The sequence below is a fragment of the Pilosibacter sp. NGB245 genome (assembly GCF_057397225.1).
In genome coordinates this window covers 3,302,263-3,315,875 of the sequence record NZ_CM171584.1, presented here as the reverse complement: position 1 = coordinate 3,315,875, position 13,613 = coordinate 3,302,263, and the positions used below count along the sequence as shown (strand labels likewise).

10 protein-coding genes are annotated in these 13,613 nt (G+C 49.3%); 5 read left to right on the top strand and 5 right to left on the bottom strand.

Features of this window, described 5'->3' with window-relative positions; translation table 11 throughout:
• The first annotated feature begins 90 nt into the window (after positions 1-90).
• From ACXMYH_RS14790 to ACXMYH_RS14770, 5 genes are all read left to right on the top strand, one after another.
• Entirely contained in the window at positions 91-594 is a 504-nt protein-coding gene (locus ACXMYH_RS14790; protein ID WP_015552939.1) for a QueT transporter family protein, read from the top strand.
• Between the two features lie 391 nt (positions 595-985).
• Positions 986-2,368 (top strand): UDP-N-acetylmuramate--L-alanine ligase, encoded by a 1,383-nt coding sequence (gene murC, locus ACXMYH_RS14785; protein ID WP_118531507.1) that lies wholly within the window; start codon positions 986-988, stop codon positions 2,366-2,368.
• 427 nt (positions 2,369-2,795) lie between these two features.
• Positions 2,796-3,926: a DnaD domain protein gene (locus tag ACXMYH_RS14780; RefSeq protein WP_243022289.1), complete on the top strand. Its 1,131-nt coding sequence runs from the start codon at positions 2,796-2,798 to the stop codon at positions 3,924-3,926.
• 105 nt (positions 3,927-4,031) lie between these two features.
• Positions 4,032-5,030 (top strand): ATP-binding protein, encoded by a 999-nt coding sequence (locus ACXMYH_RS14775; protein ID WP_118531606.1) that lies wholly within the window; start codon positions 4,032-4,034, stop codon positions 5,028-5,030.
• A 303-nt stretch (positions 5,031-5,333) separates the two neighbouring features.
• The gene (locus ACXMYH_RS14770; RefSeq protein ID WP_486555173.1) at positions 5,334-6,512 is read left to right on the top strand and encodes a ribose-phosphate pyrophosphokinase; all 1,179 of its coding nucleotides are present in this window, start codon (positions 5,334-5,336) and stop codon (positions 6,510-6,512) included.
• 297 nt (positions 6,513-6,809) lie between these two features.
• On the opposite strand, the gene ACXMYH_RS14765 is transcribed toward ACXMYH_RS14770, so the two are convergent.
• The 5 genes from ACXMYH_RS14765 to ACXMYH_RS14745 all read right to left on the bottom strand — a co-directional run bounded on the left by ACXMYH_RS14765 (position 6,810) and on the right by ACXMYH_RS14745 (position 13,474).
• The gene (locus ACXMYH_RS14765; RefSeq protein WP_486555172.1) at positions 6,810-7,472 is read right to left on the bottom strand and encodes an AroM family protein; all 663 of its coding nucleotides are present in this window, start codon (positions 7,470-7,472) and stop codon (positions 6,810-6,812) included.
• A gap of 136 nt (positions 7,473-7,608) precedes the next feature.
• Complete coding sequence (locus ACXMYH_RS14760; RefSeq protein WP_486555171.1) at positions 7,609-9,012, bottom strand: sigma-54 interaction domain-containing protein; 1,404 nt, start codon at positions 9,010-9,012, stop codon at positions 7,609-7,611.
• A gap of 172 nt (positions 9,013-9,184) precedes the next feature.
• Positions 9,185-10,555 (bottom strand): hypothetical protein, encoded by a 1,371-nt coding sequence (locus ACXMYH_RS14755; RefSeq protein ID WP_486555170.1) that lies wholly within the window; start codon positions 10,553-10,555, stop codon positions 9,185-9,187.
• Positions 10,556-10,693: 138 nt separating this feature from the next.
• Complete coding sequence (locus ACXMYH_RS14750; protein WP_486555169.1) at positions 10,694-12,004, bottom strand: acetyl-CoA hydrolase/transferase family protein; 1,311 nt, start codon at positions 12,002-12,004, stop codon at positions 10,694-10,696.
• 18 nt (positions 12,005-12,022) lie between these two features.
• A complete protein-coding gene (locus tag ACXMYH_RS14745; RefSeq protein WP_486555168.1) occupies positions 12,023-13,474 on the bottom strand; it encodes a 4-hydroxyphenylacetate 3-hydroxylase family protein in 1,452 nt (483 codons plus the stop codon).
• Between the last annotated feature and the right edge of the window lie 139 nt (positions 13,475-13,613).

Sequence of the window (13,613 nt, the reverse complement as noted above, 5' to 3'; positions counted from 1 at the left end):
TGCATGTCCGCCTGACTCATTGCTGCGCGAAAATGAATCGAGTGTTCGTGACCTTCCACTCGTAAAACAAAACTAAAGGAGAAACTGAATATGAAAAACAACGCAACAAACAGCCCGGTACTGACACTTGTATACGGGGCGGCTATCGCGGCAATCTATGTGGTGCTGACGATGGTGTTCCTGCCGATCAGCTTTGGACCGATCCAGTTTCGGATCTCTGAGCTTCTCTGCGTACTTCCGTACTTTACCCCGGCGGCAATTCCGGGACTCTTTATCGGATGCCTGCTGGCCAACTTCCTTGGCGGCGCGGCGGCTCTCGATGTGATCTTTGGAAGTATTGCCACCCTGATCGGTGCGGTAGGTTCCTATCTGCTTCGGAAAAACCGCTATCTGGTATCTGTTCCGCCGATCCTCGCGAACATGATCATTGTTCCGTGGGTGCTCCGTTTCGCATACGGTTCTGAGGACATGATCTGGTTTTCCACGATCACAGTCGGAATCGGAGAGATTCTGGCTATCGGTATTCTTGGACAGATCCTGTTATCCGTTCTGATCCGGTATCAGCATGTGATTTTTGGAAAAGCTGCAGCGTAAAATCAGTGATCCCGTATCTATTGGATGAGAAATTCAGTAGATGCGGGATTTTTGTGTAACAGGAAATTCCGAGGAATGCCCTGTTACATAAAAAGACACTAACGTGCCAAAGATGTGCACTCGCGCGAAGATGTAGATTATCGCAAGCGACCGCGCGAGGCGCGAGAATGTGCCAAGGCACATTCTTTTATAGAAAGTGCTGCATGGAAAAGAAAAGATTTGCGTAAATTTCGCCGCATGTTAATTTTTCCACGAGGATAGATTTTCTTTTGCTTTTGTGATATCATGTGTAAAAGACCGTGCATATTTAAGCACATATTTTTTATGTGCTTAAATGTACACAGTATAAAAATATCTAAAATAGAGATCAAATATCCGAAAGGAGACTGCGATGTATCAAATCGATTTTAATAAACCAGAACATATTCACTTTATCGGCATTGGCGGAATCAGCATGAGCGGACTGGCTGAGATCCTGCTGGAGAGAGGATTCACAGTAAGCGGCTCTGATGCCCATGAGTCCGAGCTCACCGACAAGCTCACCGCCCACGGCGCAAAGATCGTCTACGGGCAGCGGGCGGAGAACATTACCGACGATATCGACGCTGTTGTATACACAGCGGCGGTTCACCCGGATAACCCGGAGTACGCGGCGGCAGCGGCAAAGAATCTCCCGATCCTCTCCAGAGCGGAGCTTCTCGGACAGCTCATGAAAAACTATGAGAAATCCATCGCTGTGTCCGGAACCCACGGAAAGACAACGACAACTTCCATGCTGACTGAGATCCTGATGGATGAAAAGAAGAACCCGACGATCTCCGTCGGCGGAATGCTGGACTCCATCGGCGGAAATATCCGTGTCGGCGGACCGGAACTTTTCGTGACAGAGGCCTGCGAGTATACAAACAGCTTCCTGTCCTTTTTCCCGAATATGGAGATCATATTAAATATAGAAGCAGACCATCTCGATTTCTTTAAAGATATCGAAGATATCCGCCATTCATTCCGCAGATTTGCGGAACTTCTCCCGGAAAACGGAATCCTCATCATCAACAGCGATATCCGTGACTACAGAGAGATCTGCGACGGACTTCCGATCAAGGTGATCACCGTCGGAAGCGACCCGGAAAAGAGCCATTACAGCGCCGCAGACGTGACATTCAACGAGAATGCCTGCGCAACCTATACTCTTTTAGAGGACGGAAAAGCCATTGACACGATTACTCTCGGTGTACCGGGGATCCACAATGTATACAATTCCCTGGCGGCCATCGCAGCGGCTCACGAGCTGGGAATCCGCGGCGATGGGATCAGGAACGGACTCTTAAGATTTACGGGTACACACCGCAGATTTGAGAAAAAAGGCATGATCGGCGGCGTGACCGTCATTGATGACTACGCGCATCATCCGCAGGAGATCGCGGCGACTCTGGCAGCGGCGAAAAATTACCCGCACCGTGAGATCTGGTGCGTCTTCCAGCCGCATACATATACGAGAACCAAGGCGCTGATGGATGACTTCGCGAAGTCCTTATCCGCAGCGGACCATGTGGTTCTCGCGGACATCTATGCAGCCCGGGAGACGGACAATCTGGGAATCAGCTCTGGGACATTGGCGGAAAAGATTGCCGCGCTGGGGACGGATACCCACTATTTCCCGAGTTTCGACGCGATCGAGACATTCCTTCTTGAAAATTGTGTCAACGGCGACCTGTTGATAACTATGGGGGCCGGAGATATTGTAAAAGTGGGCGAAAAGCTCCTTGGACAGTAAGTTATCCACATTATCCACAGAGTTTTCAACAGAAATCTGTTGAAGACCCTGTGGATTTTTTGATTTACATAACTGAAAATCGGGAAATGCCGGAAAGCCGGGAAAAATAAGGAATTATGGGGATTTTAAGAGCTTTTTTGACAGTTATGTAATGCGTTTATCCACGTTATCCACATTATCCACAATTAGAGTAGTGGATAATTCCGGCTATTTCATTTTTTTAGGGCGTATGGTATGATATTTGCAGATAGGACGTGAATATGTTACTTTGCACGGGTAGGAATTTTCTGAACTGAAAATTCCGTATGATACCGTTGTGGTCGCGGATTTTGCCGATTTGGAATGCGAAGCATCGGCAAAATCCTGTTACAGTGCGCGGGCACTGAAGTGCCCGCGTACTGTAACGTGAATATAAAGGGTGAAAAGAATGAGCTTGGGCTATAAAAACAACATCAATGCGGCGGTGACCGCCGTTTCCAATACTTTTATCGACGAATATATGGGGACAGCCAGCGGAGAATATGTAAAAGTGTATCTGTATCTTCTGCGCCATGAAGGTGAGAACATAGAGATCCCGGATATCGCGGATGCGCTGAACCACACAGAGGCGGATGTCCGCCGCGCTCTGGCATACTGGGAGCGGACCGGTGTCCTTGCACCGGAAAGAGAATCCGTGGAAGAGCAGGAGACTGCGGTGACGCGGGAGATGGCAGAAGAGACAGAAAATTCAGGCGCGAGGTTCGCAGAAAACCGTCAGAATGCGGGATCTGCGCCCGGACGGGGAGAAATGAACGGACAGAAATCAGGGGCGGAGGTTCCGATGGACGAAGGGGCATCCCAGGATGTGCCGTCCATGGAAAAACCTGCGATCCCGGATGCAGGAAACAGTTACGACCGTATGAAACGCCTTTCCTCCGATGAGGAATTCTCCGCGCTTCTCTACGCGGTTCAGCAGTATCTCGGAAAGACATTCAGCGCGATCGAATGTGAGAAATTTGCCTACTTTTACGATGTACTGCACATGTCATGCGAGCTTCTCGAATATCTCGCGGAATACTGTGCTGAAGGCGGCCACACGAGCATTCGCTACATAGAGAAAGTAGCTTTAAAATGGTATGAGGAAGGAATTCATACTAAGGATGAGGCGCGAGAATACTCTATAAGATACTCAAAAGATATGTCTGCGGTTAAGAAAGCATTCGGCATCATGGGAAGGATTCCCGGAACTGCGGAGCAGGAATTTATGCGCCGCTGGTTTAAGGAATTTGGCTTCGATTCCGCGATCGTCACGGAGGCATGCAACAGGACGCTCACGGCCACAGGATCGGCGAGTTTCCCGTATGCGGATAAAATCCTCACGGGCTGGAAAGAAAACGGCGTGAGGACCTTACAGGACGTCGCAGCCCTGGATAAACGCCGTCAGGAAAAGCAGGCGAAGAAATCCACGGCAGCACCGAAGCAGAACCGGAACACGTCCTCAAACCGCTTCAATAATTTTGAGCAGCGGTCCTATAATTATGATGATTATGTCTGGGCGGATATAAAAAGCAGAAAGTAACTTTCCGGCAGATGAGCGCACTTGCTGCGCGGCACATGGAAAAGACAGGCAGGAAGGAAAAATCCCGGGGACGGGATCGACCTGGAAAAGAAGGAGGAAGTGCGGATGGCACTCAGTAATTCCCAGTATGATGCGATCATGCGGGTCTACAACCAGAGACAGTTTCAGGATAAGCGGGACCAGGATCAGCGGGTTGCTGAAGTTTTTGAAAAGATTCCGCAGGTAGAGGCGCTGTCCGACGAGCTTGCGGCGACGATGGCCCAGGCGGCGAGAAAGCTCCTTGCCGGTGACCGGGCGGCAGCGGACCAGCTGAAAAAGGACGCGGAATTCTTAAAGGAGCAGAAAGCGCTCTATTTAAAACAGAACGGATATCCGGCAGATTATCTGGAACTCCAGTATGTCTGCCCGGATTGTAAGGATACGGGCTATGCAGATGGAAAGAAATGCCACTGTTTCCGGCATATGGAAATTGAGATCCTTTACGATCAGTCCAATATCCGCGAAGTCCTGGAGCGCGAGAATTTTGATACCCTGTCCATGGAATACTATGACAGGACCCATGTGGATGAGAAGACGGGAATGACCGTCTACGACTATATGTCCATGATGATCAGGGAATGCAAAGAGTATGTGGAAAACTTCAAAAATGAAAAGGAAAGTATCCTGTTTACCGGAAATACCGGCTGTGGTAAGACGTTTTTGAGCAACTGCATCGCGAGAGAACTGATCCGCAGGTACTATTCCGTTGTCTATCTGACAGCGACGGATATGTTCGATATTCTGGCGGGCAGCCGGTTTAATGGAAATGATGACGATGAGGCGAAGGACCGGGCCGCTTATATCCTGGACTGTGACCTTCTGATCATCGATGATCTGGGAACGGAGCTGATCAATACCTTTACGGCGTCGCAGATGTTCTACTGTGTGAATGAGCGCCTGAACCGGAACAAGGGAACGATCATCTCCACAAACCTGACACTGGGGGAACTCCAGGATGCATTCACGGAGCGCGTGACTTCGAGGATCATGAGCAAGTATAAGATCATACCGCTGATCGGTGACGATCTCCGCCTAGTGAGAAGAGGATTTGTGCGGAGAGGCTGATAAAGCTTCAGGAAAAGTGGAGCTGGCGCTGTGAGAAAACAGCATTGTGAGGTGCCGGATCCAGATGCCGGATAAAATTAATCGGAAAATGGGAAATCCTGTCAGAACGGGTCGGAAATCCGGTTGACGGTATGGATGGTTGGTGCTATAAATGAGATGTATCGCGAATGCCCGGTTGGATTCTGCAGAGAAAGCGGGCGGAAGTGATCCAGATGCCGCAAAAATGAAGGGGAAATCCGGAAACGCTGGATCCGGATGCGGCGGAAAATATCAAAAAATGAAAATTATCAGGGAGGAACAGGAATGCTGTACGAAGAAAAGCAGATTGAGACAATACCGGTTGGACCATTAGGTCTGATTCCGCTGAAAAGCTGTGAGGATCTGGGTAAGAAGGTAGATGCCTGGCTGGTCGAGTGGAGAAAAGAAAGAGAGAGCGAGCACAAGACCACGATCGCTTTTGCCGGATATCAGAGAGATTCCTACATTATCGGCGCGAAGACTCCGCGTTTCGGCTCCGGTGAAGCAAAAGGAGAGCTGACAGAGTCTGTCCGCGGTGATGACCTCTATTTAATGGTAGATGTCTGCAACTACAATATGACCTATACGATGAACGGCTTAAAGAACCACATGTCTCCGGATGATCATTATCAGGACTTAAAACGTGTGATCGCAGCAGTAGGCGGAAAGGGCAGAAGGATCAATGTCATCATGCCGTTCCTCTATGAGAGCCGTCAGCATAAGAGAACCGGCCGTGAGTCCTTAGACTGCGCAATGGCGCTCCGCGAGCTCGTTGATATGGGTGTCGAGAACATCATTACCTTCGATGCACATGACCCGCGTGTCCAGAATGCGATCCCGTTAAAAGGATTCGAGACCGTACAGCCGACTTACCAGTTCATCAAATATCTGTTAAAGAATGAGAAGGACCTTCAGATCGACAGCGACCACATGATGGTCATCAGCCCGGATGAAGGCGGTATGGGACGTGCAGTCTTCTTCGCAAACGTTCTTGGACTTGATCTCGGTATGTTCTATAAGAGACGTGACTACACAAAGATCATCAACGGACGCAACCCAATCGTTGCCCATGAGTTCCTCGGCGCAAGCGTAGAGGGCAAAGACGTGATCATCGTTGATGATATGATCTCTTCCGGTGAGAGCATGCTCGACACCGCCAAAGAGTTAAAGAGAATGAAGGCAAGAAAGGTCTTCATCTGCACGACATTCGGTCTCTTTACAGGCGGGTTAAAGAAATTTGATGAGTACTACGAGAATGGCATAATCGACCGCGTCCTGACGACAAACCTTATCTATCAGACACCGGAGCTGCTCTCAAAACCGTACTACATCAATGTTGACATGAGTAAGTACATTGCTCTTATCATCGACAACTTAAACCACGACGCGTCCTTGAGCGATCTCTTAAACCCGACAGGAAGGATCAACCGCCTGTTGACGAAGTACCGCGCCGGGGAGAGATGAGAATATTGGCAGCGAATGAACCGCAGTGAATTAGAAATTATGTGACCATATAAGAATGCCTGTCCTTTATCGGAAAATTTCCGGAGAAGGACAGGCATTTCTTTATTTCTGGGACTCTTGCGAAAGATTCAGCTTTCATCATAGTGAGATTGCGATGAGATATGGTACTCTTTGATCCTATATTGCAGGCAGCGCCTTGAGATGCCAGGATATTCGGCTGTTTTGGCCCGATAACCGGAACAGTATTGGAAACAGGAGATACTGAAAATCCCTTGGAAAATGAAGTGGGAAAAAACATTAGACTAATTCACGAATCACCCGGGCTACGAGAGTACGGGAAAGAAGGACTGGCTTCTGGGTCAGAGCCTGGATACGCTCCTTCATTTCGATGGTGTATCCGATGCAGTCTAAAAGGATCAGATCCGTATCAGCGGGGATCTCCTTTGCAGCTGCAAAAACAGCGAGAGGATCACCGTATGGGGATACAGAGGTCACGTGGAGAGAGTCACAGCAGTCTTTCCATTTTCCGGGCATCTGTTCCTCCTGCGCCTTTGTAGGAATGATGACCGACAGATTTTTTACGCCGATGGCCGGGATCAGTCCCTTTAAGATATGGTCAGGGAAGATAAGAGGGACATTGGAGTGAAATTCAGCCGGAAATTCTCCGGTGCAGAGGAAAAGGATCAGAGAAACGCCCTGCTGTTCGAGATCGTCAATGCAAAGCTGCAGGAGGGGAAGAATGTAGGATTCTCCGAATGTTGCTGAGGTTCCGTCCGTGAGTCTGGACACAAGGACGTTTTCACCGGGACGCGGAACAAACTTTGCGATCTCTCCCTTTGAAAGTCCGTCCAGTGCTCCGGCCTGAATGATCTCAACCGAGTCTCCGAGGATGGGCTGGATCTCAGGAATCAGGTCAACTCTGGGAGACTGGCCGACAGTAATCGCGCCGATTTTTTTCATAGTGATACCCCTTTCAGAATCATTGGTTTGAGGGCTGCCTGTGGCAGTCCACAGGTACATGATACCTTTGCTCAGATATCATCAATATATCACATTTGCAGCCTCAAAACCAGATAAACATTGGGCTTTCCATCTATCAATCCGCACCTTTCGTATATTTCTGTCTCTTCCGAACGAACGTTGAGGGTGTCATTCCGAGGCTCTCTGCGGCCTCACGGACGTTTCCGTACTTTTCGTAGGCATGGTTGATATATTCCAGTTCCAGCTCTTCCATAGCAGTCTTTAAGTCCTTCACGGGATCCAGGACTCTCGACTTTGTCTCCGGGCGTTCCTTTACCGGAAATAAGTGGAGTGCATCCGGACCGATCTCATCCTCATTGCTGATAATGACGGCACGCTCGATGATGTTTCTGAGTTCACGGATATTTCCCGGCCAGTTGTAATCCTGCATCATTTTTGCGGAGAGAGGAGAGAGATATTTTTTGAAATCATACTTCCGGTTCAGAGCCTGCAGGAACGACTGGGCCAGAGGCAGGATGTCGTCCGGGCGTTCCCTGAGCGGCGGAATATGGACCGGGAAGATCATTAAGCGGTAATAGAGATCCTGGCGGAATGTTTTTTGTTTTACCATCTCCTCAAGATCACGGTTGGTAGCGGCGAGAACGCGGACATCCACCTTAACCGGCTTTCTGCCGCCGATCCGCTCAAATTCCTGTTCCTGCAAAACGCGCAGAAGTTTTACCTGCATATCGAGAGGAAGTTCTCCTACCTCATCAAGGAAGATCGTTCCGGTGTTCGCCAGCTCGAACAGACCCATTTTCCCGTTTTTGTCAGCTCCTGTAAATGCACCTTTTTCATATCCAAACAACTCACTTTCTACCAGATTCGCAGGGATCGCACCGCAGTTTACTTTGATAAACGGTTTGTCTTTTCTTGCACTGTGCTGGTAAATATATTTTGCGAAGACTTCTTTTCCGACACCTGTTTCCCCAAACAGGATCACGGTGGTATCAAGAGGCGCTACCCGGTCGATCATGGACAGAACGAGTTCAGTCCGGGCATCCTCGGCTACCATGCTGCATTGATTTCTGTGATTCTTCCGGATCCGGAGAATCTCCTCGCGCAGCAGATTTCCCTCTGTCTTTAAGTGTGATGCTTCTTCTTTCAGATGATACAGCTCTGTGACATCGCGCACATTGGTGATCACGAGAACGATCTCATTTTTATTGTTGAAGATCGGGCTGCTCGTGATGAGTGCCCGTTTTCCGGTCTTAAATTCCTGCTGGATCGTAATCGGCCGCTTTTCTTCCAGGGCCATCAGCGTTCCGGAAGCGGAGATCGTTCCATTATTTACAAGCTCTTTCATATTGACTCCGAGCACCTCGGAGGCCTTTAATCCGGAGATGGTAAGATAGGAACGGTTTACTTTTATGGTGGTTGCCTGTCCGTCCGTGATGTAGATCCCATCAAAGGAATGTTCAATTACAGTATCCAACAGTTCGTTACTAAACACTGCTTCGTTTGTTTTTGTGCATCCCATGTGTAATTCCCCCAGCTAGTTCGATCAGAATGTAAAAAAATCAACTTGTATTATATCATGTTGTTAAAAAAATATCTATAAAAACGCGCAAATCCGGCAGACCTGTGGGGAGATCTGCCGGGAAAAAGGGGGTATTGGAGGTTATAAAAGTATGTCAATAATGGATCATTTTTTATTCTGTCTGTGCATTTAATGCTTTTTCCGGGACCTCAACGCTCTTGAAATGTCCGTAGATCAGAACGTAGAGGATCACGCCGACTGCGAGTCCCCAGCTTGCACCTTTGATCGCGAGAACAGCTGCCATAACACCGGCGAGTCCGCGCTCGGAATCTGTGTGGATCATGCTGAGTCCGATCTGGCAGCAGACAAAGCCCTGCACGATAAGAGTCAGAGACAAAGCTGCCGGAAGGATCGGCTGTACGAAGGATGCAACCGGAACGAGAGATACGCAGATAAAGGTGGACCAACGGAATGTACCGACTCCGCTGAAGATGGAATCCATTGCTTTTCTGCCGTCTTTGTATCGCTCGGAAACAGCGGCTGTAACGGCTGCCCAAAGCGGACCGCAAAGGCTCGGGTACGGGCAGATAAATGCCTGGACGATGTTTCGGATCGCGCTGATGATGTTGGAACGGTTTGCGTTGAAATCGATCTTTTCATCGGTGCGGACTTCCTCAGCACTGCGGATGAGCTGCTCACTGGATACGAAGTCACCGAATGCGATGATGTAAACAGCGATGGCTGTCGGGATCGTGGAAATGATCTTTCCGATGCTCGGGAAGCCGATCGCAAACGGGCTTAATGTATTCCAGATGATCGCGAAATCCGGAATCTTGATAATAGAACCAAGAACCAGATTCGGGGCCGGAAGCTCACCGGAGAGAGGTCCTACGATCACGGCTACGATGACTGCCGGCAGCATTCCAAAGTTGCCGACCATATACCAGAGTTTATTTTTTGCCTTCATCTTCTTAAACAAAAGTGAGAAGAGAAGGAAATATGCAAAGATGGAACCGACGAGAACGGTTACCGGATAAAGACCGGCACGTCCGCCGTCCTTAAACTCGCCCATGATTGCAGAGAAGCCTGCGCCGAGGAGAATTCCGGATTTGATCGCATTCGGAATCGCACCGATGATCTTACTTGCAAGACCTGTGATTCCCATAAAGAGGAAGATCAGTCCGACAACAAGCTGCAAGGCGATCATGGTCTGTACACGTTCAGGTCCCTGCTCTGTGAGTGTTAAAAATGCAGTTACAAGGGGAATCGCCGGTGTGATCCATCCCGGTACAACCGGATCTCCTAATAAAGAGTGGAGGTTGTAGAAGAAACCGTTGATGATGACCATGCTCCATGCAACTTCGTAAGGAACCCCTAAGAGCTCCTGAAGAACCGGAATTGCACCGAGACAGGTCGCACACATTAAGATCGCCTGAAGACATTCAGAAATTTCCCAGCGATAATGGATAAATGGGATCCGGATCTTAAATGGACCGGCCGGAATAAAGGGCTGTTCTTTGCCATTTTCACGATGTAAGGCCATATGTGTAACTCCTATCATACATTATGGAAGTGCAGTCCCGTACCGGAAGACGATCAGTAACTGAAAGGCCGGTACAGGACTGGTGGTTCATCCTGCCGTATCCCGAGGGCACCGGACTAACGGCAGGGAGTTCGTCGTTTACTCATAGGAACAGTGGAACCGCTCCTCGTAAACCTTCTTTAATTCGTCACGGAAATTCGGGTGGGCGATCTCGATCAGAGCATGCGCACGCTGTTTTAAGGTCTTTCCGGACAATTTTGCTATACCATATTCCGTGATGACGTAATCCACGTCATTTCTGGAGGTTGTAACGGCTGCGCCTTCGTCAAGCAGCGGAACGATCTTGGAAACGGTTCCCTTCGCGGCTGTGGACGGGAAGGCGAGAATGGAACGGCCATTCTTTGCCATGGCAGCGCCGCGGACGAAATCCACCTGACCGCCGACACCGGAGATCTGGGTATATCCGATACTCTCGGAAGCGGCCTGTCCCATCAGATCGATCTGGACACAGGAGTTGATGGAAACGATATTGTCTTCCTTCATGACAACGACCGGATTGTTTACATAGCTTACCGGGTACATCTCGACATCCGGGTTGTTGTTGACAAAGTCGTAAAGTCTCTTTGTTCCCATTAAGAAGTTCGCAACGAACTTGCCGACATGGGTCTTCTTTTTTGCGTTTGTGATCACGCCTTTTTCAACAAGTTCTACAACACCGTCGGAGAACATCTCGGAATGGATACCGAGATCCTTTTTCTCTGTAAGGAAGAGAAGAACGGCATCCGGGATCGCACCGATTCCAAGCTGTAAAGTGTCTCCATCGTGGATCAGGGATGCGCAGTTTGCACCGATGGCACGCTCGACATCGCCGATCTTCGGCGGAGCAAGTTCGATGATCGGGGCATCATGCTCTACGATCGCGGCGATATTCGCGTCGGATACGTTGATGCAGCTGTCGCCGCCGGTTCTCGGAAGCTCATGGTTTACCTGAACGATCACGGTCTTTGCAGCTCTTGCTGCCGGAAGTGTGTAGTCTACGGAAATACCGAGACTCATGTTTCCGTTCTCATCCGGCGGAGTTGCCTGGACGAGTGCAACGTCGACAGGAAGACTGCCGTTTGTAAATAATTCCGGGATCCGGTAGAAAAAGCACGGGGTATAATCTCCGCGTCCTTCCGCAACGGCTTTTCTCGTTGTTCCTCCAACGAAAAGAGCGTTGTGGCGGAAGTGGGATTCCATGCCAGGTTGTGCGTAGCCGGCTTTTCCCATTGCGACCATGTGAACGATTTCAACATCGTGATAGCTTTCTGCATTGGCAACCATTGCGTCTACTAAGTAGGACGGCTCTGCACATGCATGACCGATGACAACGCGGTTGCCGGATTTGATAAGCTCCACTGCCTTTTCGGCAGTGGTGAGCTTAGATTTATATTCGTTTTCCCAACTCATGGAAGATACCTCCCGCTATTATTCTGTGATCTTCGCGATATCTTTTGCAAGTTTCTTCTTCATTGCGAGGTTGCCCTGACGGGAGATCATGATTCTCTGAGCCTGCGGGGAACCTGCGCCGTGCATGGACTCTGTGCGGTAACCAACAGCGGCTGCGCCGAGTGTTAAGTTCTCGATGAGTCTCATGATGCGGAGACGATTTTCTGTGGAAACTACGTTTACACCGCGGAAGTATTTGTCAACATATTTGCCAAGGAACGGATCCTTTAAGTCTTTCTCGGACGGTGCAGTAACCATAAGACCACCGGCGATATCCTCTGCGAGACGTGCGATCTCGTACGGGAATCTTGTAACGTTCTGCTTACATACGTTTGCAAGCAGAAGGTCGATCAGGTAGTTGCCGGATTTTGTCGGACGGCCTTCAGCGGAGCAGGCAATACCGCAGCAGTAGAGAGTTTCATTTAAGTGGGTCATCTCGATGAGTTTGTCTTTGATGTGGGATGCTTTCTGAGCACCGTTGAAGTCTGCGGCAACAGCTGCAGCACCGATGAGGACATCACCAACACCAACCTTACATCCGCCGTAAGACTGTCTGTGGTAGCCTGCGAAACGTTCAACGAGGACACCAGCGAACTCATTCTCACCATTTAAGAAGATACGGTCATTCGGTACAAATACGTCGTCGAAGATTACGAGAGCTTCTGTTCCGCCGAATTCGGAGTTTCCTACATCGATCTCGCTGCCTTCAAGTTTTCTTGTATCACAGGACTGACGGCCGACGATCATGAAGATGCCCTTTGCGTCTGTCGGAACTGCGAATGCAACTGCGTAATCCTTATCGTCCTCGCCCATAGCCTGTGTCGGCATTACGATCACTTCGTGGGAGTTTACGAAACCGGTCTGGTGAGCTTTTGCACCGCGGACCACGATTCCGTCCGGTCTTCTCTCAACAACTCTTAAGTAAAGATCCGGATCTGCCTGTAAGTGCGGCGGAAGAGAACGATCACCCTTCGGGTCTGTCATAGCGCCGTCAACGGTGTAGTCGTGTTCCTGAACGTACTGGAGGAACTTCTTGAAGTTCTCGTGGTAATGAGTTCCGTATTTCTCATCTGTCTCGTAAGTTGTGCTGTAAACGGCGTTGAATGCGTCCATGCCGACACAGCGCTGGAAACAGGCTGCTGTTTTCTGTCCGCAGAGTCTCTGCATCTTAACCTTCTTGATCAGGTCATCTGTGCTCTGATGGATGTGTGTGAAACGGTTGATCGTCTCGCCTGTGAGGATGGACTTTGTTGTCATTAAATCTGCGTACTCCGGATCCTGTGCAAGATCATAAGTTGCTTTTACGGAGTTTAAAGACGGACGGAGGATCGGATCATCGACCGGATTGTCGATCTTTTTGCCAAACATGTAAACCTGAAGATTTAATTTTCTCATGCTCTCTACATACTGTTCGCCTGTCATTAATGCCATAACTCGTTTTCCCTTCGCAGCCGTTTTCCGTGGCAGCTGCATCCTTTCTTAAAAAGTTTTTGTGAGTAGTTGCTATACATCCGAAGGACTTGTAAGATTCGTTGTCCTTTTTGGAATTCGAAAGCTTTGTGTTCCGTTT

Bases quoted from the DNA above. Each gene is read 5' to 3' on its own strand.
- ACXMYH_RS14770 (WP_486555173.1), top strand. From the start codon at position 5,334: ATGCTGTACGAAGAAAAGCAGATTGAGACAATACCGGTTGGACCATTA.
- ACXMYH_RS14775 (WP_118531606.1), top strand. From the start codon at position 4,032: ATGGCACTCAGTAATTCCCAGTATGATGCGATCATGCGGGTCTACAAC.
- ACXMYH_RS14760 (WP_486555171.1), bottom strand. From the start codon at position 9,012: ATGGGATGCACAAAAACAAACGAAGCAGTGTTTAGTAACGAACTGTTG.
- ACXMYH_RS14790 (WP_015552939.1), top strand. From the start codon at position 91: ATGAAAAACAACGCAACAAACAGCCCGGTACTGACACTTGTATACGGG.
- ACXMYH_RS14765 (WP_486555172.1), bottom strand. From the start codon at position 7,472: ATGAAAAAAATCGGCGCGATTACTGTCGGCCAGTCTCCCAGAGTTGAC.
- ACXMYH_RS14755 (WP_486555170.1), bottom strand. From the start codon at position 10,555: ATGGCCTTACATCGTGAAAATGGCAAAGAACAGCCCTTTATTCCGGCC.
- ACXMYH_RS14780 (WP_243022289.1), top strand. From the start codon at position 2,796: ATGAGCTTGGGCTATAAAAACAACATCAATGCGGCGGTGACCGCCGTT.
- murC (WP_118531507.1), top strand. From the start codon at position 986: ATGTATCAAATCGATTTTAATAAACCAGAACATATTCACTTTATCGGC.
- ACXMYH_RS14750 (WP_486555169.1), bottom strand. From the start codon at position 12,004: ATGAGTTGGGAAAACGAATATAAATCTAAGCTCACCACTGCCGAAAAG.
- ACXMYH_RS14745 (WP_486555168.1), bottom strand. From the start codon at position 13,474: ATGGCATTAATGACAGGCGAACAGTATGTAGAGAGCATGAGAAAATTA.